The organism is Ancylobacter sp. (assembly GCF_965279025.1).
GTDB lineage: Bacteria > Pseudomonadota > Alphaproteobacteria > Rhizobiales > Xanthobacteraceae > Ancylobacter.
The window spans coordinates 1,904,154-1,925,220 of the sequence record NZ_OZ257132.1; the positions used below are offsets into that span (position 1 = coordinate 1,904,154).

Genomic DNA, 21,067 nt, shown 5'->3' on the forward strand with positions numbered 1-21,067 from the left:
CATGAGTTTCGTTCTCGGACGGCTCGGGCAGACCGTGCTGGTGCTGCTGGTCGCGGCTTTCGTCAGCTTCTCGCTGTTCCGCTATGTCGGTGACCCCGTCAACAACATGGTGGGGCAGAGCGCCAGCCTCGCCGACCGCGAGGCGATGCGGGCGGCGCTGGGGCTGGATGACGCCTTCATACTCCAGTTCGCCCGCTTCGTCGGTAACGCGCTGACCGGCGATTTCGGCATCTCCTACCGTTTCGGCCAGAGGGTCTCGACGCTGATCGCCGAGCGCTTTCCCGCGACGCTGGAACTGGCGCTGATCTCCATGCTGGTCGCCACCGGCCTCGGCGTGCCGCTGGGTGTGTGGACCGCGCTGCACCGCGATCATTGGGCGGCGCAGGCGCTGATGGCGGCCTCGCTGATCGGCGTGGCGCTGCCGACATTCCTGATCGGCATCGCGCTGATCCTGTTCTTCTCGGTCTGGCTCGGCTGGCTGCCCTCCTTCGGGCGCGGGCAGGTGGTGGAGGTCGGTGGCTGGAGCACCGGGCTGCTCACAGTGAGCGGCCTGCGCGCGCTCGTGCTGCCCAGCATCACGCTCGGCATATTCCAGCTGGCGCTGATCATGCGGCTGGCGCGGGCGGAGATGCTGGAGGTGATGCGCGCCGACTTCATCCGCTTCGCCCGGGCGCGGGGCCTGCACCCGCGCGCCATCCAGTACCGGCACGCGCTGCGCAACACGCTGGTGCCGGTGGTGACCATGATCGGCCTGCAATTCGGTAATGTCTTCGCCTTCTCGATCATCGTCGAGACCGTTTTCCAGTGGCCGGGCCTCGGGCTCCTGGTGATCCAGGCGATCCAGTTCGCCGATGTGCCGCTGCTGGCCGCCTATCTCGTGCTGATCGCGCTGTGCTTCGCCGTCATCAACCTCGCGGTGGACCTCGCCTATGTCGCCATCGACCCGCGCGTGCGGGCCGGCGGTGCTGTCCGGAGGACGACATGAGCGCCGGCACGGGTCTGGGGGGAATTGGCCGCGCGCTGGGCGGCTTCTGGCAAGGCGATGTCGCCTATCGCTTCCGCCGCTCGCCGGTGGCGATCCTCGCCGCGCTGGTTGGCCTCGCTCTGCTGGTGGCGGCGATGGGCGCGCCGGTGCTGGCGCCCTATGACGCCTTCGACCCCGCTGCCGCCAATGCCGCCGATGCCCGCCTGCCGCCCGCCAGCGAGGGAATGTTCGGCGACTATTACACGCTCGGCACCGATCCGCAGGGCCGCGACATGCTCTCGGCCATGCTCTACGGGCTGCGCACCTCGCTGGTGGTGGGCCTCGCCAGCGTCGCCGCCGCCGCGCTCGCCGGCGTGCTGCTGGGGCTCATGGCCGGCTATTTCGGCGGCGTGCTCGACGCCTTCATCATGCGCGCCGCGGATGTGCAGCTGAGCTTTCCCGCCATCCTCATCGCGCTGCTGATCGATGGCGTGGCGCGCACTGCGATGCCGCCGGAGCTTCACGCGGAACTTGCCGTGCCGATCCTCATCGCCGCCATCGCCGCCTCGTTCTGGGTGCAATATGCCCGCACCGTGCGCGGGCTGGTGCTGGTGGAACGCAGCCGGGAATATGTGCTGGCGGCCAAGGTGACCGGGGTAAGCACGCCGCGCATCCTGGTCTCGCATATCCTGCCCAATGTGCTGGGGCCGGTGCTGGTGATCGCCACCATAAACCTGGCGCTGGCGATCCTCACGGAATCGACGCTGTCCTTCCTCGGTGTCGGCCTGCCTTCCACCCAGCCCTCGCTCGGCTCGCTGGTGCGCATCGGCAACGAGTTCGTGTTCTCCGGCGACTGGTGGATCAGCGCGCTGCCCGGGCTGCTGCTGGTGCTGCTGTCGCTATCGGTGAACATCTTCGGCGACTGGCTGCGCGACGCGCTCAACCCGAAGCTCTCGTCATGAGCGTGCTGCTTTCCGTCCAGGGCCTGAAGGTCGAGATCGCGCGGCGTGGCCGGGCGATGACCGCCATTGACGACGTGTCCTTCGACATCGCGGCGGGCGAGATTCTCGGCGTCGTCGGCGAATCCGGCGCCGGCAAGTCGGTCACTGGCACCGCCGTGCTAGGCCTGCTGGAACGCCCCGCTACGCAGGCGGGTGGCCGCATCCTGTTCGACGGGCGGCGGATCGACACGCTGGACGAGGACGCCCTGCGCGCGCTGCGCGGCAAGGAGATCGCCGCCGTCTTCCAGGACCCGCTGACCAGCCTCGACCCGCTGATGAGCATTGGCGATCAGCTCGTCGAAACCATCCGCACCCATCTCGACCTGACGCAGGCCGAGGCGGTGGAGCGCGCCGCGCGCCTGCTGGCGGAGGTCGGCATTCCCGCCCCGCGCGAGCGACTGGCGAGCTACCCGCATGAGATGTCCGGCGGCATGCGCCAGCGGGTGGTGCTGGCGCTGGCGTTCAGCTGCGAGCCGCGCCTCATCATCGCCGACGAGCCGACCACGGCGCTCGACGTGTCGATCCAGGCGCAGATCCTCGACCTGCTGCGCGCCATGTGCCGCGAGCGCGGCACGGCGGTGATGTTGGTGACGCACGATATGGGCGTGATCGCCGAGGTCGCCGACCGGGTGGCGGTGATGTATGCCGGCCGCATCGTCGAGATCGGCCCGACCGCCAGCCTGCTCGCCGACGCCGCCCATCCCTATACGCGCGGGCTGATGGCCTCGATCCCGGACATGCACCGCCGGGAAGCGGAGCTGGCGCAGATTCCCGGCTCCATGCCGCGCCCCGATGCGCCCGTCGCCGGCTGCGCCTTCCATCCCCGCTGCCCGCAGGCGCTGGCCCGCTGCGCGCGTGAGCGCCCGCCGACCTTTACCGCCGGCGCCAGCGAGGTCGCCTGCTGGCTGGCCGACCCTTCGGCACGGAGCGCGGCATGAGCACGGCGAAGGACATTCTTCTCTCGGTCGACCGGCTCACCGTGCGCTTCGACGCCTCGCCGCCCTTGCTCAAGCGGCTGTTCACCGGCACCGGCCGGCGCACTGTCCATGCGGTGGAAGAGGTGGAGTTCGAGGTGGCGCGGGGCTCCACCTTCGCGCTGGTGGGCGAATCCGGCTGCGGCAAGTCCACCATCGCCCGTACCATAGCGGGCATCCAGCCGCCGAGCGGCGGCACCGTCTCTTTCATGGGCGTCGACATTGCGGGGTTCCGCACCCGCCACGCCGCCATGCCCTATCGCCGCAATCTGCAGATGATCTTCCAGGACCCCTATGCCAGCCTGAACCCGCGCTGGCGGATCGGCCGCATCATCGCCGAGCCGATCCTCACCCATGGCCTGATGAAGCCGGGCGCGGCGTTGAAGGCGCGGGTGGCGGAACTTCTGGAGACCGTGGGCCTGTCACCCGGCGACACCGCCAAGTTTCCGCACCAGTTCTCCGGCGGGCAGCGCCAGCGCATCTCCATCGCCCGGGCCCTGGCGTCGAACCCCGCCTTCGTGGTCTGCGACGAGCCGACCTCGGCACTCGATGTGTCGGTGCAGGCGCAGATCCTCAATCTGATGAAGCGGCTGCAGCGCGAGCGCGGGCTGACCTATCTGCTGATCTCGCACAACCTCGCCGTGGTCGCCCACATGGCCGACGCGATGGGGGTGATGTATCTCGGCCGGCTGGTGGAGCAGGGCGACGCCGCGCAGATCCTCGCCCGGCCGCTGCACCCCTATACGCGGCTGCTGCTCGACACGGTGCCGGACCCGCGCGCCCCGAACCGCACCCGCGCCCGGCTTGCCGGCGAGGTGCCGAGCCCGCTCGACCCGCCCTCGGGCTGCGCCTTTCACCCGCGCTGCCCGCTCGCCACTGAGCGCTGCGCCCGCGAGCGGCCCCGGCCCATTCGCGTCGAGGCGGTTTGCGTCGCCTGCCATGCCGTGGAGGAGGGCCGCCTGCCGTCCCGTCCACCCGCCGCCGAACATTGCCTCGCCACATCGGGAGACGCCGCGTGAAGACCACGATCCTCAACTGCCACGCCCTCACCGGCGCGAACGCCGCCCCGACGCCCGGCCCGGTCGACATCGAGATAGATGGCCGGCTGATCACCGAGATCCGTCCCGCCGGCGCCCGCGAACCCGCCGCCGGGACGGTGATCGACGGGCACGACCTGCTGATCACGGCGGGCCTCATCAACGGCCACCATCACAGCCATGAGGGCTTCTACAAGGGTCGCAAGGACAATCTGCCGCTCGAGCTCTGGATGAACTATGTCCGCCCGCTCAAGCCGATCGAGCTGACGCCGCGCGACGTCTATCTGCGCACCATGATCGGCGCCATCGAGGCGGTGCGCAGCGGCACCACCACCCTGTGCGACGACACCAACCAGAGCCCGCGCATCCGCCCCGACCATGTCGAGCAGGTGTTCCAGGCCTATGAGGATATCGGCATCCGCGCCAATGTCGGCATCACCCTGTTCGACAAGCCGTTCTTCCGCGCCGTGCCCTTCGTCGACGAGGAATTTCCGAGCGACCTGCTGGCCGAATTCGACGGCACCCGCATGTATAGCGGGGCCGAGCTGCTCGACTTCGTGCGCGGACTGGCGCGCGACCATCACCCCTCCACCAACCGCGTCGCCTACATGGCCGCGCCCTCGGCGCCGCAGCGCTGCACGCAGGACTTCCTGCTCGACGTGCGCCGCATGGCCGACGATTTCGACCTGCCGCTGATGATCCATGTGCAGGAGACGCGGATGCAGGTGGTGACCGGCCAGCTGTTCTACGGCTCGACCATGATCGAGTATCTCCACCGCATCGGCTTCATGAAGCCGAAGACGGCGTTCATCCACGGCATCTGGCTCAACCCGCGCGAGATCGAGCTGCTGGCGCGCACCGGCGTGTCGATCCAGCACAACCCGCCCTCCAATCTGAAGGTCGGCTCGGGTCTCGCCCCGGTGCGCGAACTGCTGAAGGCCGGGGTGAATGTCAGCCTCGGCACCGATGGCTGCGGCTCCATCGAGGGCACCGACATGCAGAACGCGCTCTATCTGACGGCGCTGCTGCAGAAGCTGCGCGGCGAGCACACCGACTGGGTCGGCGCCGAGGAGGCGTTCTACGCCGCGACCATGGGCGGGGCGCGGGCGCTGGGCCGCGATAAGGAACTCGGCGCGGTGGAAGCCGGGCGCGTCGCCGATCTCGTCGGCTACCGGCTCGACAGCATTCCCTTCGCCCCGCTCAACAACGCGGTGAACCAGCTGGTCTATGCGGCGAGCCGGGCCGAGGTCGACCTCGTCATGGTCGATGGCGCGGTGATCGAGCGCGACGGCATGCTGACCCGCATCGACGAGGCGGCGATCATCGCGGAAATCCGCGAGGCGCACAGCCGCATCGAGCCGCAGCTTTCCGCCTCGGAGGTCGATGTGGAGCGCATCGCCCCGCATTACGAGCGCATCTACCGGCGCTGCCAGTGCATGGACATCGCGCCGGACACCTTCCCCGCCCGCTTCAGCCACTGAGTGACATCATGACCCGTCCCGCCGATTTCCACGCCCGCGCCATTGAGGTGCTGCACGATGCCAACGAGGCCGCGTGGCGCGAGAGCGACCCGGAAGAGGGCGTGCGCCATTTCACCAACGCCACGCGCGGCCTGCTGGGCGATCCCGAAGCGGTCCACCAGCCCGGCGCGCTGAAGCCCGGCGAAACGCAGTTCGTCGTTTCCGCCTGTTTCTTCATCGCCCCGAGCCGCGACCACATGATTGTCTTCGCCGACAATTTCGGCCTCGGGCGGGCCCGCATCTCCGTCACCGACAGCCGGCCCGGCCACGCGGTGCAGACCAAGCAGGCGGCGGTGGTGCCAAACACCGATGTCGACCCGATCTTCCGCCAGATCATCAAGACCGGCCGCGTCGGCTGCTCGATCTATGTGCCGGTCATGTGGAAGGGCGAGGTGATTGGCATGTTCAACACCGCCTCGCAGGCCCGCTATATCTATGACGAGACCGACATGCGGGTGCAGAAGCTGTTCGTCGCCTGCGCCGCCGCGGTGTGGATGGGGCTGGGCGGCCCGGCACGCGTGGCGGAAGTGGCGGAGAGCCTCGGGCCGTGGAACCCGTGACTCCCTGATCGGTCGGCGCCGGCTCAGAAGCCCAGCGCGCAGCCATCCTTGCGGGGATCGGAGCCGCCCATGAGGAAGCCGCTGACGGGATCGCGCAGGATGATCTGCGCCCCGCCAATGGGCTCGACGGCAAACTTCACCCGGTGGCCGCGTGCCTCCAGCTCGGCGGTGAGGCCGTCGGGATAGGTGGTCTCGATATCCAGCTCGCCATTGAAGGCGAAGGAGCGCGGCGCATCCACCGCCGCCTGCAGGTCGAGGCCACGGTCCAGCAGGCCGGAGAGCAGCGCCGCCTGGCCCGAGGCTTGGTACTGCCCGCCCATCACGCCGAACACGCCGACGGCCTCGCCATCCCTGCGCAGCAGGCCGGGAATGATGGTGTGCATCGGCCGCTTGCCGGGGGCGATGGCGTTGGGGTGGCCTTCGATCAGCCGGAACGAGGCGCCGCGCGAATGCAGCAGCACGCCGGTGGCCGGGTCGATGCGCGTCGAGCCATAGCCGTGGAACAGCGAGTTGATGAACGACACCATGTTGCCGTCCCGGTCGACGACGCTGATATAGACCGTGTCCTTGTGCTCGGGCTCGTCCCACAGCGCCGGCGGCAGGGCGCGGGCCATGTCGATGCGGGCGGCAAGGCGGCGGGCGGTCTCGGCCGAGAGCAGCGTCTCCACCGATACTGTCATCGCCGCCGGGTCGGCGAGCAGCGCGTCGCGGTTGTAATAGGCGAGCTTGCCGGCCTCGGCATGCAGATGCACCCGGTCGGCGAGCGACATGCCCTCGCCGAGGTCGAACTCGCGCAGGATGTTGAGGATCATCAGCGCGGCGAGGCCCTGACCGTTGGGCGGGCATTCCTCGACCGTGTAGCCGCGATACTCGCTGGAGATCGGCGTAGTGTAGAAGGCGCCGTCGGTCATGGCGGCGAAGTCTTCCAGCGTGTGCAGCCCGCCGAGGCTGTTGAGGTAGCGCACGACGGACTGCGCCGTTTCGCCCTCGTAGAAGGCGGCGGCGCCCCTGGCCGCGACATCGCGCAGGCGCTGGCCGAGCAGAGGCTGGGCGTGCCGGTCGCCGGCGACGAGCGGTTTGCCGTCCTTGAGGAAGAAGGCGCTGGCATTGTCGTCCTGCGCCAATAGCGGCGCATCATCCGCCCAGTCGAAGGCGACGCGCTGGGTGACGGGATAGCCGTTCTCGGCATAATCGATGGCGCGGGCGAACAGCCGGTCCAGCGGCAGGCTGGCATAGTCGGCATGCAGCCGCGTCCAGGCGGAAATTGCCCCCGGCACGGTGACGGCATGCGGGCTGGTGCGCGGAATCTCGCTGGTGAGGCCGGCGGCCTTCAGCGCCTCGACGCTGGCGGCCATCGGCGCGCGGCCGCTGCCGTTCAGCGCCACGGTCGGCTGGCCCTTGGGGGCGTACAGCACGAAGCAGTCGCCGCCGATCCCGGTCATCGCCGGCTCGACCACGCATTGCGTCGCCACCGCCGCCAGCGCCGCGTCCATGGCGTTGCCGCCGGCCTGCAGCACCTCGAGGCCTGCCGCCGTAGCCAGCGGGTGCGAGGTGGCGATGGCGGCATCGCGGGCGAAGAGCGTCGGGCGGGCGGGGCCGAAGAAGTCGGTGCGCTGGGTCGAAATCACGGAAGGCGTTCCTCAACCTTGGGGGTGGCGAAGCCATACAGCGTCGCCGCATTGTCTGTCATGATTTTTGCGGCCACCGCGTCGCTGCCGCACCAGTCGCGGAAGAGATCGACCAGCGCGGAATCGTCCGGCGGGTTGCCCGGCTTGGAGGGGTGCGGCCAGTTGGTGGCGAACAGGCAGCGCTCCGGGGCGTGGGCGATGAGCGCGCGGGCCAGCGCGGCGACATCGCTGTAGCCGGGCGCCCCGACTCGCGAGGTCTCGTAGACGCCGGAGGTCTTCACATAGGTGCGCCCGCCGTCGAGCAGGCGCTGCAACGCCGTGAAGCCGGGATGGTCGAGGCCGACGGGCTCCAGGAACTTGCCATTATGGTCGATCACCAGCGTGCCCGGCAGGCGGGCGAGGCGGTCGGCCTGCTCGTGCAGAAGGCGCCCGTCCATCTGCATCTGCACATGCCAGCCATACGCGGCGGTCCTGGCGGCGAGCGGCTCCAGATCATCCCAGCCAAGCGCGCCGCCGCCGATCATGAAGAAGCGGATGCCGCGTATGCCGAGGCGGGTCAACCGTTCAAGCTCGGCATCGCTCACATCGGGCGGCACCACGGCGACGCCGCGCGCGTCTTCCCCGAGGATCGCCATCGCGTCAAGGGTGGCGCGGTTGTCGAAACCATAGACCGAGGGCTGCACCACCACGGCGCGGGTGAGGCCGAGCGTTTCGCGCACCTTCAGATAGGCGGCGATGTCGCCGCCGGCGACGGGGGGAAAGGGCGAATTCGGCGCCGACGGATAGGTCTCCGCTGGACCGTAAATGTGCATGTGGCAGTCGCACGCGCCGGGAGGAGGCCGAAAGGCCGGCGCGCGCACCGGGAGCAGGGCGTTCATCGCGACAACCAATTGGGAAGGCGGTGCGGGTTCTTGGCGTGGATCGGCAGCCGGCCTTCCAGCATCGCCTTGACCTGTTCCACCGTTTCCATCGCCTGGAACTCGGAGGGCTCTATCATCAGCGCCGCCGAATGCGGCGTCGCGACGACATTGGGCAGGCGGGCGAGGCGCAGCGAGGGCTGCTGGTCCGGCCCGTCGCCGACATCGAGCCCGGCGCCGGCGATGGTGCCGGAGGTGAGCGCCGCTTCCAGCGCGTCCTCATCCACCAGGATGCCGCGCGCGACATTGATGAAGAAGGCGTCCCGTCGCATCTGGGCGAAGGCGCCGGCATTCATCATCCGCTCGGTTTCCGGCGTCGCATAGGCGGCGCAGACCACGAAGTTCGGCTTCGACAGCACCTCGTCCAGTCCCACCGGGATGACCGCGCCATTGTCGATCCGGGCATAGGGATCATAGACCGTGACCTTCATCTTGAAGGCCAGCGCCAGCTCGACGATGCGCCGTCCAATCGAGCCATAGCCGATCACGCCAACATGGGCGCCGGCCATCTGCCGGCCGAACACCATGGCATGGGACGCCTGGCCCGCATGGTAGCGCCCGGCGTCACGGGTGATGTTGCGGGCGAGATCGAGCATCAGGGCCAGCGTATGCTCGGCCACCGCGTCGGCATAGCCCGAGGAGCAGTTGCACACGAGGATACCGGCATCGGACGCGGCATCGACGTCGATATTGCGCATGTCGACGGCGCAGCGGGTGAACAGCCGCACGTCGGTCAGCCGTTCCAGCACCGCGCGCGGGCCGGCTGCGAGGCGGTCGGATATGACCACCTCGCAGCCCTCCGCCGCCTTCACGAGTGTGTCTCCCGACAGGGGCTCATTACTGTCGTTCATCACGAGCTCGATCGGCAGTGCCTTCAGGGCGTCGACCGCCCTGTATCCGTAGAAATGCTTGAGCAGGTCGCGGTTGTGGGTGAGCAGAACGCGCATGTCGGTCACCCGTTTTCGTCGGTCATGCCGGCGACGACGTCGGCCGGCAGCTGCGCCATCACCCAGCGATTCATCGCCAGCACCATGTCGTCGCGCCAGGACAGCGGGCCGGGGCGGGCGAGGCAGGAGGAGAGGCCGATCTGCTGCTTCTGCAGGATGTCGACATCCTCCATCGCCACGGCTTCCCAGCGCTTGTAATAGGGCGTGGCGCGCTCTTCGAAATCGGGCAGCTCGGTATAGGCGCGCGGGAAGCACCCCCCGACCGAGAGCACGGAGCGGTCCACCGCGATGGGGCGCACCGCCAGCCACCAGGCACAGTCCTGCGCGTAGACGAACTGCACAGTCGGCTCGATCACCGTGAAGAAGGTGCCCTTGCGCGCCTGCTCGGAGAGGCCCTCGATCGGCGGGAAGGGCGGCTCCTGCCCAAGCACGGCGATGGAGCGGTTCGACTGCACCTGGATGACGTGCCAATTGCCCTGGGTTGGAAAACTCACCGAGCGCTGGGCGCCGACGGTGGCGGCGTGGACGATGCCGGTGTGGTACGTCTCCATGGCGTTTTCGAGCAGCAGCTTCCAGTTGCACCGCGTCTCGATATCCATGTGCCAGGTCGTCACCATGTCGCCCAGCCGGTGGCTGCCGACCAGCTCCGGCATGTTGCCGAGATGGGTCATGAGATCCGGGGCGTGCTCGTCATAATTGAGGAACACCGAGCCCTCCCACACCTCCATGCGGATAGGGATGAGGCCGTGCGGCGGCTTCTCGAATTTCGGCACCTCGCGCATGCCCGGCGCGCCGGCCAGCGTGCCGTCCAGCCGGTAGTTCCAGGCATGGTAGGGGCAGGTGAGGTTCTTGGCGTTGCCGCAGCCTTCCATGATGATGGAGGCGCGGTGGCGGCAGACATTGGCGAAGGCGCGCAGCACGCCATCCTCGCCGCGCACCAGCAGCGCCGGGCCGCCGACGCTGTCGAGCGCCTTGAAGTCGCCGGGGTTGGCAACCTCTTCCACCCGCCCGGCGAAGAACCAGTTCTTCATGTGGATGTGCGCGACCTCGGCCTTGAACACCTCCGGGTCGGTATAGAAGCGCGTCGGCGCGCTCTTGGCATCGCCGAGCGGCGGCTCGGACCAGACATAAGGTTCGGGAACCAGCGTCGTTTCGAGACTCATGACGGCCTCCGTTCAGGGATGCCCGGCATTCAGGCGGTGTTCCGCCTGGCCGAGCTGGACGAGATGAAGGGCGATGACGGCGACATGGCCGGCCAGCATGGCCGACATGCCCTGCACGTCATGGGGCGGGCTCAGCGTGTTGATGTCGACGCCGACCAGATCCAGCCCCTTGAGCCCGTGCAGCAGATCGAACACTTCCGCCACCGGCGGGCCGCCCCAGGTGGGCGTGGCGACGCCCGGCGCGGCGGATGGGTCGAAATAATCCATGTCGAAGGACAGGTGCACCGGCCGGTTGCCCACCACCTCGCGCACCTCGGCGGCGATCGCCTCCGGCCCGCGCCGGCGCACCTCGTCGCCGGGGATCAGCCGGTAGCCGAGCCCGCGCGTGTGGTCATAGGCGCCGCCGACCAGCATGGTGCCGCGCGCGCCGATGTGGAAGGAGCGCTTGGTGTCGATCAGCCCTTCCTGCGCCGCGCGGGTGAAGGTGGTGCCGGTGTTGATATCCTCGCCGGGATAGGCGTCGGTGTGGGCGTCGATATGGATCAGCACCAGTTCCGGGAAACGCCGCGCCAGCGCCCGCAGCACCGGCAGCGTCACCGTGCCGTCGCCGCCGACGCAGAGCGGCACCGCATCGGCGCGCACCACTTCGAACACGGCGGCTTCCATCGCCGCCATGGAGGGGCCGAGATCGGAAGCCACCACGTCGACATCGCCGAGATCGACCACCCGGTCGCCCTCGCGCGGGTCGACATCGGCCAGCGGCGGGTAGAAGGGCCGCACCTCGCTCGACATGGCACGGAAGGAGGCCGGGCCCTGGCGCGAGCCGATGCGGGTGGCATTGGTGCCGCAATCGAAGGGCAGGCCGATGACGGCGATCTGCCCGGCGCTGGCCGAGGTCGCCTGCGGTACGCCGAGAAAGGTCCCCAGTCGCATTCGCGGGGCGGTGCCCAAGGTATCCGTCATGCCTCTGCTCCAAGATAGAAAGACTTCACGCGCTCGGGGTCAATATTCGCGCCGCTATCCTGGTGGACGATGCGGCCGAGGCGCATGATGTAGACGTGGTCGGACAGGCGCATCGCCTCGACGGCGTTCTGCTCGACCAGCAGCACGGTCATGCCCTGCTTGCGGATCTCCAGCACCGTGTCGAGGATGAGGTCGATCATCTGCGGGGCGAGGCCCATGGTGGGCTCGTCCATGATGAGCAGCGAGGGGCGCGACATCAGCCCGCGGGCGATCGCCAGCATCTGCTGCTCGCCGCCCGACAGCGTGCCCGCCAGCTGCGCCATGCGCTCGCCGAGGCGCGGGAACAGCGCCACCATCCGTTCAAGATCGCCGGCGATTTCAATGGCGTCGCCACGCGAATAAGCGCCGAGAACGAGGTTTTCGCGCACGCTCATGCCGGCGAAAACCCGCCGCCGCTCCGGTACATGGGCGATGCCGCGCGCCACCCGCAGCTCCGGCGCCAGCGTGGTGATGTCCTCGCCGGCGAAGCGGATCCGGCCGGCGGTGAGCGGCAGCAGCCCGGACAGCGCCATCAGTGTCGTGGTCTTCCCCGCCCCGTTGGAGCCGACCAGCGAGACGATCCGCCCGGGCTCGACCGTGAGATCGATACCGTCGACGGCGCGGATGCGACCATAGGAGACGGCCAGAGTTTCAACCTGGAGTAGCGGCGGCACGGCCTGGCCGGTGTGACCAGTGAGTGCGGTGGGGTGGACGATGGGTGCAGTGTGGCTCATCGCGCTCACCTCGCCCGGCCGAGATAGGCGGCCTGCACCGCCGGATCGGACAGCACCTGTTCCGGCGGGCCGTCGGCCAGCCGCTTGCCGTAATCGAGCACGGTGAGGTGGTCGCACAGGCTGCGCACCACCTGCATGTCGTGCTCGATCAGCAGCACGGCGATGCCCTGCGCCCGCACCTGCCGCACCAGAGCGGCGATCTCGCTTTTCTCGACCGCGTTCATGCCGGCAAGCGGTTCGTCGAGCAGCAGCAGCTTGGGCGAGGAAATCAGCGCGCGGGCGATCTCCACCCGGCGCTGGTGGCCGTAGGACAGGGTGGTGGCGACGCGGTCCGCCACATCCGCCCCCAGCCCGACGAAGTCGAGCAGCTCATAGGCACGCGCGATCATCGTCCGCTCCGCCGCGCGCGCCGAGCGCGCGCCGAAGACGAGCGACAGCGCGTTGGCGGAAAAGCGCTGATGGGCGCCGACCAGCACGCTTTCCAGCACCGTCATGGCGCCGAACAGGCGGATGTTCTGGAAGGTGCGGGCAAGGCCGGCGCGGGCGAAGCCGTTGACGCCGAGACCGCCTATCTGCGCGCCGTCGAAGATCAGCTGGCCCTCGGTCGGGCGGATGAAGCCGGTCAGCACGTTGAGAACGGTGGTCTTGCCGGCGCCGTTGGGGCCGATCAGCCCGTGAATGGCATTCCCCGCGATGGCCATGTCGAGACCGCCCACCGCCTCCAGCCCGCCGAAGCGCACGGTGATGGCGCGGGCCTCCAGCAGCGGCGCCGGGGAGGGAGCTTTCATGCCGCCCCCTTCACGTTGTCCGCGCCGGCCCGTGTGCTGGGACGTGTGCCGGGCATGGTGAGGGCGACGCGGGCGCTGGCCGCCAGCCCCTGCGGGCGGAACACCATGAGCACGATGAGCACGAGGCCGAGCAGGGCGAAGCGGGTCTCGGGATAGGCCTGCACGAAGGGCAGGTCGAGCGCCAGCTGCAGGAACACGATCCAGATCAGCGCGCCGACGAACGGCCCGACAAAGGTGCCGAGCCCGCCGAGCACCACCAGCATCAAGAGCAGGATGTTCTCGAACAGCGAGAAATTCAGCGGGCTGATATATTGCTGGCTGTGGGCGTAGAACACGCCGACAAAGCCGCCGACGAAGCCACTGGCGGCATAGGCGTAGAGCTTGTAGCGGGCGGTGGGCACGCCCATCGCCTCGGCCGCTTCCTCATCCTCGCGGATCGCCACCCAGGCGCGCCCGACATAGGAGCGCACCAGCCGGGCGATGGCGAACACCACCAGCACGGCGAGCGCCAGGGCGAAGAAGAACTGCGCGCGCGGCGATCCGAGCGCGATGCCGAACAGGTTCGGCGCGGGAATGCCGCGAATGCCCATCGGCCCGTTGGTCACATCCATCCAGTTGATGGCGACCACGCGCACGATCTCGCCGAAGCCCAGCGTCATGATGGCGAGATAGTCGCCGCGCAGCCGCAAGGTGGGCGTGCCCAGCAGCACGGCGAAGCCGGCGGCGAGCAGGCCGGCCAGCGGCAAATTGAGGTAGAGCAGCCACCAGATATCGGCCGGGGCAACGCCGAACTGGTCCTTCAGCACCAGCACGAACAGGATCGAGGTGAGGTAGGAACCGACCGCCCAGAAGGCGACGAAGCCGAGGTCCAGCAGGCCGGCAAAGCCGACGATGACGTTGAGCCCGCTGGCCAGCATGCCGTAGATCACCACCATGGTGAGGATGCGCAACCAGTAATCGGAGGGCACGAACAGCCCGACGAGAATGGCGACCGCCAGCAGGCCGAGCGCCGCGCGGGGGCCGGCGGCGGCAGAGCGCGCCAGCAGGCCATCGAAACGCGCGAAGCCGGCGCGCAGCCAGTCCGCGCCGAATTCCGAGGCGCCGCCGAGCAGGCTGCCGCGCCCGGCGGAATTGAGCTCCGGTTTTCCCAGCAGGCCCTGCGGGCGCAGATAGAGCAGGCCGACCAGCAGCACGAAGCTGATCGCGTCCTTCCAGGCGGTGCCGTTGGGCAGGTAGCCGGAACCCAGCGCCTCGACGAGACCGAGGATGAGCCCGCCCAGCGCGGCGCCGGGAATGGAGCCGATGCCGCCCAGCACGGCGGCGGTCAGCGCCTTCAGCCCCGGCAGGAATCCCATGCTGGAATGGGCGAAGCCATAGGTCTGCGCATAGAGCAGCCCGGCCAGCGCGGCGAAGCCCGAGCCGATGGCGAAGGCGGCGGCCACCACGCGGTTGACCGGGATGCCGACCAGCGTCGCCGCCATCTGGTCCTCGGCGCTGGCGCGCATCGCCCGGCCGAGCGAGGAGCGGGCGATGAACAGCGACAGGCCGAGCATGGCGGCGACGGCGGTGGCCATCACCACCAGGTCCATCACCGAGAGATAGATGGAATCGAACAGCACCACCGGGGGCAGGGTGGCGAGGTGGAATTCGGGGAAGCGCAGTTCCTCCGCGCCCCACACGGTCTGGGCGAGGCTCTGCAGCACCACCGAGACGGCAATCGAGGTGATGAGCGGGGCAAGGCGCGGTGCGTTGCGCAGCGGCCGGTAGGCGATGCGGTCGACGGCGACGCCCACCAGCGCGGTAAGCACGATGGCGCCGAGCGCGGCGACCGGCAGCGAGAAGCCCGGCATCGGCACCACCATGCCGATGAGCCGGACCTCGGGCAGCATCAGCGAGGTGGTGAGGAAGGCGCCGAGCATGAACAGCTCGCCGAAAGCAAAGTTCACCAGCCGCACCACGCCATAGACCAGCGTGAACGCGACGGCGGTGAGGGCGTAGATCGCCCCGAGCACCAGTCCGTTTGCCAGCAGCTGTCCGAGATAGTCCATTGCCTGCCTGTGTTGCCTTCAGGGGCTTCCCGTTCGTGGCCCGGGCGGCCGCGAACGGGTGTGGTTCTGCCTCCGCCGATACGCGGTCGGTAGAGAGAGGGCAGCGGTCCTGCCGCCCTCTCCTCCCTCTCCCGGGCGGGGAGAGGGCGCGTGGCGCGAGGCCTACGGCTGCTTGGGCGCGAGGCCGAACTTGCCGTCCTTGACCGCGAGGAAATACAGCGAGCCGGCGCGGTCGCCCGAGGGGTCGAACGTGGTGGGGCCGGTGACGCCGGGCACGTCCTTCAGCTTGCCGAAGGCGGTGTTCAGGCTTTCGCGGGTGACGGGGCCGTCCTTGGCGGCGAGGTCGACCGCCGCGCCGAGCGCCATGCCGGCGTCATAGCCCAGCGCCGCCCAGGCGCTCGGCTCTTCCTTGAAGCTGCCCTTATAGGCGGTGAGGAAGCCTTCCGTCGCCGGGGTGGCGACCGCCGGGTCGAACATGCCGTAGACGATCATGCCGTCCACTGCGCCGCGGCCGAGCTTCATCAGCTCGACATTGAGCGCGCCGTCGGTCGACAGCAGCTGCGCCTTGATGCCGAGCGCGCGCGCCTGCTCGGCGATCTTCGCCGCCTCGGTGTAGAAGCCGCCGATGAAGATGGCGTCCGGCTTGGCGGCGCGCACCTTGGTCAGCAGGGTGCGGAAATCCTTGGCGCCGAGCAGATAGGATTCGGTGCCGAGAATGGTGGCGCCGTCCTTGGCGGCGGCGTCGGAGAACGCCTTGGCGACGCCGATGCCGTAATCATCCTGCTGGTTCAGCACATAGATCGACTTCAGCCCCAGCGTCTTGGCGGCGTAGTCGCCCATCATGGCGCCCTGCACCGCATCGGTCAGCACGTTGCGGCGGAAATAGGGGCTGACATTGGTGAGCGCCGGGCTGGTGACGGCGGAGGCCAGAACCGGGAGCTTGCACTCGTTGAACACCGGGATGGCGGCAAGCGCGATGGAGGAGAAGGAATAGCCCATCACCACGTCGACATTCTTGTCGGAGCAGAAGCGCTGGGCGATGAGCACGCCCTCGCGCGCCTCGCCGCGATCGTCCACCGCGTCGATCTTGTAGGTGTTGCCGCCCTTCTTGTTCAGCTCCGCCACCGCAAGGTCGAGCCCCTTGCGCATGTTGAGGCCGAAGGCGGCGAAATCGCCGGAGAGCGCGGCGGTGAAGCCGATGGTGATCTCCTCCGCCCGCACCAGCGTGGGGGAAGCGAGAAGGCCGATGCCGAGCATGGCAGCGGCAATGCGAGTGATCGTCATGCGTGTTCTCCTCTGGAAGAGACCGTGCGTTCTGCACGCTGCTTGGTTGCGGCCTTCGCCGTGTGGTGCCGTGTGGGGATCAGTGGAGCTCCACCGTCACCCAGGTCTCGAAGCAGTAATCGTCCGCCAGCGACATCACGCCGATGGAGGCGCGCCCGCCGACGCCGATCTCCGGGCCGAACACCTGCTCGAACAGGTCGGAGAGCCCGCTCGCCACGAGGTGCGGCTGGGTGAAGGCGGGGTCGCAGGCGATGAAATTGAGCGAGCGCACCAGGCCCTTCACCCGGTCGAGGTCGCCGACCGCGTCCTTGATGCAGCCGAGGCAGTTCAGCGCGGTGAGCCGTGCGGCCTCATAGCCCTGTTCAACCGTGACATCGCGGCCGAGCCGGCCGGGATAGAGCGCCTTGCCGGCGCTATCGACGCCGGCGGTCTGGCCGGAGAGGAAGAGCAGCTTGTCGCTGAGATAATGCGGCTTCATCTTGCCGTAGAGCGTGCCGTAATAGCCCTCGCCGCCGCCCGCCTGCGGAAGGACGAGACCAAGCTCCGCCACGCGCCGTGTCGCCGACATCGTCATTCCGGGCTTCCTCCGCAGGTCGAACTCCTCGCTGATTTCCGTTCTAAATTGCAACAAGGTCAAATCGGAAAACAGCGGAAGTCCATAAAGCAAAGTTATAGCCTCAGGGGATTGGGGCGGGTAGGGCGGGCCACAACCGTTTTTTGCCGATGCCGGCCGGCGGCACGGGGGCGCTGCCCTAACTTTGAGCGGGCGGGGATGACAGGCGGGCTCAGGCCGGGTGCACGAGATCCGGCGCGAGCGCCTTGCGGAAGCGCTCCATGAACGCCACCGAGATGCGCGCCGGCGGGCGCGTGCTGGGGCGGAACATGCCGAAGCGATAGGGCACGACGGGGCGGAACGGCACGGCGACCAGCCCCATCGTCTGGAAGAACCGGGCGGTGGCGGGGTCCACAAGCGTGACCGCGCCGAGCTGCTGCACCAGCACGCAGGCGGTGCCGAAGAACTCCACCTCGGCCACCACGTTCCAGTGCGCATGCGCCTCGAAAAACGCCTCGGCGGCGGCGATATGGGTGATGTGCTCGGGAAACAGCGTGACGAAGGGCAGGGAATCGAGCTGCTCCGGCCCGACGCAGCGCTCCTGCGCGAGCGGATGGTCGGCGCGCATCACGCACATGCACGCCACCTCGAACAGTTCGAGCGAGGCGACATGGATGTCGATCGGCAATTCGGCGAAGCCCACGTCGAAGGCGCCGATGGTGCCGAGATCGCGCACCGCATAGGAGGAGCGGGTGATGAAGCGCGCGGTGGCGCCGGTGTTCTCCTTCAGCACATCGGCGATGATGGGCGGCAGCAGATAGGTGGCGAGGCCCGGCGGGCTGGCGATGAGCAGCGTCGCCGAGGACAGGCCCTTGAGGTTGCGCGAGACCGCCAGCGTGCGGTCCATCGCGTCCAGCGTGCGCACGATGGCGGCGAAGAAGGTCTCGGCCTCCGGCGTGGCCTCCAGCCGTCCATGGGCACGGTGGAACAGCTTCAGCCCGATTTCGTCCTCCAGTCGGGCGATGAGGTTGCTGATCGCCGGCTGCGACTTGCCCAGCAGCACGGCGGCGGCGCTCATCGAGCCGTTCTCGTAGACGGCGCGGAAGGCCTCGAGATGGCGGGTGTCCATCGCTTGCGCACTCAACCGGTTGAGGGGCGGCCATCCGGCCAGGTCGAAAGCGCCTGCGCCGCGACCGCTTCCAGCTTGCAGCGGCCGAAGCCGGCCTTGGCCTGCACCGCCATGCCGTGCAACACCGCCATCAGGAAGGTGGCGAGGGCGTCGGGGTTGGCACTCTCCAACAGGTCGCCCTCCGCCTTGGCGCGCTCGAAACGCTCGCGCAGCTGCGCCTCGCCGGCGGCGCGCGCCTCGATCAATGCCTGCCGCACCGGTTCCGCTTCGTCCGAGCCCGCCAGCACGCCATTGATGCCGAGGCAGCCGGTGTGCTCGACATAACGCGTGTTGAGGTCGATCGCGCTGTAGAGGAGGTGCTCCGCCACCTCCCGCGCGGTGGGCAGTTGCAGCGCCACCGGCAGATAGTCGAGATGGCGCTCGTAATAGCGGGCGAGGGCGAGCCGAAAGAGCGCCTCCTTATTGCCGAAGGCGGAATAGAGCGCCGGGCGCTCGACCCCGGTGGCGGCGGTCAGGTCCGCATAGGACGCGGCTTCATAGCCCTTGCGCCAGAACACGCCGAGCACGGCATCAAGGGCTTCTTCCACATCGAAGGCGCGAGGACGGCCCATCAGGCGGGCCCGATCTGTTTCATAACGACCATTATTAAACCGCTTGACAGCCCGCGTCCACGTTTCATACCAATCGTTACATAACGAGCGTTATGAAAACGCTGTCCCATGAACCGCACGCGGAAGCCGGCCCGTGCCGCCCCCCGTGCAGAAGGAATCCCATGTCGAACATATTGCAGGGAAAGGTCGCCCTCGTCACCGGCGGCTCGCGTGGTCTCGGCGCGGCGACGGCAGAGGCGCTGGCCGGCCAGGGCGCGGATGTCGCCATCAGCTATGTCGCCTCGCCCGAAAAGGCCGAGGCGGTGGTGGAGAAGCTGAAGGCGAAGGGCGTGCGCGCCCTCGCCATCCGCGCCGACCAGGCCGACATGGCGGCGGCCAAGCCGCTGGTCGAGGCGGTGCTGGCGCATTTCGGCGCGCTCGACATTCTGGTCAACAATGCCGCCATCGCGGTGCAGGGCAAGACCGTCGACGACCCCGCGCTCGACACCGTCAATCTCGACCGGCAATGGCAGATCAACGTGATGGGCGTGGTCGCCACCACGCGGGCGGCGGCGCCGGTGCTGTCAGATGGCGGGCGCATCATCTTCATCGGCTCCGGCCTCGGCAGCCGCGTGCCGTTTCCCGGCGTGGCGGATTATGCCGGCACCAAGGCGGCCATCGCGGGCTATGCGAAGGGGGTGCAGCGCGACCTCGGTCGGCGCAACATCACCGTCTCGGTGGTGCAGCCGGGCATCATGCCGACCGACATGGCCTCGGCCGTCGCCGACAAATTGCCCGAGGCGATCATGGACCTGCACGCCATTCGCCGGATCGCGACGCTGCAGGAAGTGGCCGGCACCGTGTGCTTCCTCGCAGGCCCTGATGCCGGCTACATCGCCGGCGGCGTGATCGACGTGGCCGGCGGCTTCCAGATCTGACGCCGACGGGCCGAACACCTCCGCGCGGGCCGGAAGCGCAACACCCGGCCCGCGCGTAGCGTTCCCGCCGCCGCATCGGCGCGCGCCTGTGCCAGCAGGCGGCGGCGCGAGCGACAAAGTGACGCCTGCCGCGCATTTTCGACACCGTTCCATGCCATGTTATTGGCTTGGCTGTGTTGACCAACCGGCCCTCACCCCACGAACATCGACGAGCCGCCCGGTTACGCGCGATCGAGGTGCGTAGAGACGGAGATCGAGATGTTGATGGCAGGTGAAAGTGCGCTCGCGAAGGCCGATGCGCGAAGCTGGGCGCGCCGGCTGAACGACTACCGCCAGCCTGATCCGCGCCGCAGCGTCCGCGAACTCATTATCACCGCCGTGCCCTTCGCCCTCGCCTGGGCGGCGATGCTCACCGCGCTCAAGCTGGACCATGTCTGGCTGTACGCCCTGCTCATTCTGCCGGCGGCGGGGCTGCTGGTGCGGCTGTTCATGATCCAGCACGATTGCGGCCACGGCTCGTTCTTCGGCAACCGCAAAGGCAATGACTGGACCGGCCGGGTGATCGGCGTGCTGACCATGACGCCCTATGACCACTGGCGGCGCAGCCACGCGATCCACCACGCCAGCGCCGGCAATCTCGACCGCCGTGGCATTGGCGACATCGACACGCTGACGGTGGACGAATATCTGGCGCGTTCGCGCTGGGGGCGGCTGCGCTACCGCCTGTACCGCCACCCGCTGGTGATGTTCGGCATCGGCCCGATCTACGTCTTCCTGCTGGAAAGCCGGCTGCCGGTCGGCTTCACCCGCAAGGGCTGGACGCCGTGGGTGAGCACGATGACCACCAATCTCGGCATCGCCGTCGCGGCGGGGCTGCTCATGTGGGCCTTCGGCATCGGGCCGTTCCTGCTGGTTCACCTGCCGGTCGTCATATTGGGTGCGGCGGCGGGCGTCTGGCTGTTCTATGTCCAGCACCAGTTCGAGGGCACGCACTGGGACGAGAACGACGACTGGGAGTTCCACGAGGCGGCGCTGCACGGCTCCTCGCATTACGATCTGCCCGCCGTGCTGCGCTGGTTCAGCGCCAATATCGGCATGCACCACATCCATCATCTGTGCAGCCGCATTCCCTATTACCGGCTGCCGGAAGTGCTGCACGACCATCCCGAACTGCGCGATGTCGGGCGACTGACGCTGTGGGAGAGCTTCGGCTGCGTGCGGCTGACGTTGTGGGACGACCGGCAGCGGCGGCTGATCTCCTTCCGCGAGATGCGCGCGCTCTACCAATAG

Annotated in this window: 20 protein-coding genes; 8 read left to right on the forward strand and 12 right to left on the reverse strand. The window is 68.5% G+C overall.

Annotated features, from left to right (window positions below):
* The first annotated feature begins 1 nt into the window (after position 1).
* From ACQY76_RS08855 to ACQY76_RS08880, 6 genes are read left to right on the forward strand one after another with little or no spacing between them, the layout of a single operon-like run.
* Entirely contained in the window at positions 2-985 is a 984-nt protein-coding gene (locus ACQY76_RS08855; RefSeq protein WP_428032510.1) for an ABC transporter permease, read from the forward strand.
* Positions 982-1,926 (forward strand): ABC transporter permease, encoded by a 945-nt coding sequence (locus ACQY76_RS08860; RefSeq protein WP_428032511.1) that lies wholly within the window; start codon positions 982-984, stop codon positions 1,924-1,926. Before ACQY76_RS08855 ends, ACQY76_RS08860 begins: the two co-directional genes overlap by 4 nt.
* Positions 1,923-2,903 carry an ABC transporter ATP-binding protein gene (locus ACQY76_RS08865; RefSeq protein ID WP_428032512.1) on the forward strand — a complete coding sequence of 327 codons (981 nt, stop codon included), beginning with the start codon at positions 1,923-1,925 and terminating at the stop codon, positions 2,901-2,903. The genes ACQY76_RS08860 and ACQY76_RS08865 overlap by 4 nt, the downstream gene beginning before the upstream one ends.
* Positions 2,900-3,958 carry an ABC transporter ATP-binding protein gene (locus ACQY76_RS08870; RefSeq protein WP_428032513.1) on the forward strand — a complete coding sequence of 353 codons (1,059 nt, stop codon included), beginning with the start codon at positions 2,900-2,902 and terminating at the stop codon, positions 3,956-3,958. Before ACQY76_RS08865 ends, ACQY76_RS08870 begins: the two co-directional genes overlap by 4 nt.
* Positions 3,955-5,457: an amidohydrolase family protein gene (locus ACQY76_RS08875; protein ID WP_428032514.1), complete on the forward strand. Its 1,503-nt coding sequence runs from the start codon at positions 3,955-3,957 to the stop codon at positions 5,455-5,457. The genes ACQY76_RS08870 and ACQY76_RS08875 overlap by 4 nt, the downstream gene beginning before the upstream one ends.
* Positions 5,458-5,465: 8 nt before the next feature.
* The gene (locus ACQY76_RS08880; RefSeq protein WP_428032515.1) at positions 5,466-6,056 is read left to right on the forward strand and encodes a GAF domain-containing protein; all 591 of its coding nucleotides are present in this window, start codon (positions 5,466-5,468) and stop codon (positions 6,054-6,056) included.
* 23 nt (positions 6,057-6,079) lie between these two features.
* On the opposite strand, the gene ACQY76_RS08885 is transcribed toward ACQY76_RS08880, so the two are convergent.
* From ACQY76_RS08885 to ACQY76_RS08940, 12 genes are all read right to left on the reverse strand, one after another.
* On the reverse strand, positions 6,080-7,684 hold the full coding sequence (locus ACQY76_RS08885; protein ID WP_428032516.1) for a gamma-glutamyltransferase family protein: 1,605 nt from the start codon (positions 7,682-7,684) through the stop codon (positions 6,080-6,082).
* Positions 7,681-8,496, reverse strand: a complete 816-nt coding sequence (locus tag ACQY76_RS08890; protein WP_428032517.1) for an amidohydrolase family protein — start codon at positions 8,494-8,496, stop codon at positions 7,681-7,683. The genes ACQY76_RS08885 and ACQY76_RS08890 overlap by 4 nt, the downstream gene beginning before the upstream one ends.
* Positions 8,497-8,558: 62 nt before the next feature.
* Positions 8,559-9,548: an NAD(P)-dependent oxidoreductase gene (locus ACQY76_RS08895; RefSeq protein ID WP_428032518.1), complete on the reverse strand. Its 990-nt coding sequence runs from the start codon at positions 9,546-9,548 to the stop codon at positions 8,559-8,561.
* 5 nt (positions 9,549-9,553) lie between these two features.
* Positions 9,554-10,711, reverse strand: coding sequence for an aromatic ring-hydroxylating oxygenase subunit alpha (locus tag ACQY76_RS08900; RefSeq protein ID WP_428032519.1), 1,158 nt, complete (start codon positions 10,709-10,711; stop codon positions 9,554-9,556).
* 12 nt (positions 10,712-10,723) lie between these two features.
* The gene (locus ACQY76_RS08905) at positions 10,724-11,674 is read right to left on the reverse strand and encodes an arginase family protein (RefSeq protein ID WP_428032520.1); all 951 of its coding nucleotides are present in this window, start codon (positions 11,672-11,674) and stop codon (positions 10,724-10,726) included.
* Entirely contained in the window at positions 11,671-12,447 is a 777-nt protein-coding gene (locus ACQY76_RS08910; RefSeq protein ID WP_428032521.1) for an ABC transporter ATP-binding protein, read from the reverse strand. The genes ACQY76_RS08905 and ACQY76_RS08910 overlap by 4 nt, the downstream gene beginning before the upstream one ends.
* A 5-nt stretch (positions 12,448-12,452) precedes the next feature.
* Complete coding sequence (locus tag ACQY76_RS08915; protein ID WP_428032522.1) at positions 12,453-13,235, reverse strand: ABC transporter ATP-binding protein; 783 nt, start codon at positions 13,233-13,235, stop codon at positions 12,453-12,455.
* The gene (locus ACQY76_RS08920) at positions 13,232-15,283 is read right to left on the reverse strand and encodes an ABC transporter permease (protein ID WP_428032523.1); all 2,052 of its coding nucleotides are present in this window, start codon (positions 15,281-15,283) and stop codon (positions 13,232-13,234) included. The genes ACQY76_RS08915 and ACQY76_RS08920 overlap by 4 nt, the downstream gene beginning before the upstream one ends.
* A gap of 162 nt (positions 15,284-15,445) precedes the next feature.
* Entirely contained in the window at positions 15,446-16,567 is a 1,122-nt protein-coding gene (locus tag ACQY76_RS08925; RefSeq protein WP_428032524.1) for an ABC transporter substrate-binding protein, read from the reverse strand.
* 79 nt (positions 16,568-16,646) lie between these two features.
* Positions 16,647-17,141 (reverse strand): RidA family protein, encoded by a 495-nt coding sequence (locus ACQY76_RS08930; protein ID WP_428032525.1) that lies wholly within the window; start codon positions 17,139-17,141, stop codon positions 16,647-16,649.
* 211 nt (positions 17,142-17,352) lie between these two features.
* Complete coding sequence (locus tag ACQY76_RS08935; RefSeq protein WP_428032526.1) at positions 17,353-18,249, reverse strand: LysR family transcriptional regulator; 897 nt, start codon at positions 18,247-18,249, stop codon at positions 17,353-17,355.
* 11 nt (positions 18,250-18,260) lie between these two features.
* Entirely contained in the window at positions 18,261-18,860 is a 600-nt protein-coding gene (locus ACQY76_RS08940; protein ID WP_428032527.1) for a TetR/AcrR family transcriptional regulator, read from the reverse strand.
* 161 nt (positions 18,861-19,021) lie between these two features.
* On the opposite strand from ACQY76_RS08940, the gene ACQY76_RS08945 reads away from it, so the two are divergent.
* Positions 19,022-19,777: an SDR family NAD(P)-dependent oxidoreductase gene (locus ACQY76_RS08945; protein WP_428032528.1), complete on the forward strand. Its 756-nt coding sequence runs from the start codon at positions 19,022-19,024 to the stop codon at positions 19,775-19,777.
* A 258-nt stretch (positions 19,778-20,035) separates the two neighbouring features.
* Positions 20,036-21,067, forward strand: coding sequence for a fatty acid desaturase (locus tag ACQY76_RS08950; protein ID WP_428032529.1), 1,032 nt, complete (start codon positions 20,036-20,038; stop codon positions 21,065-21,067).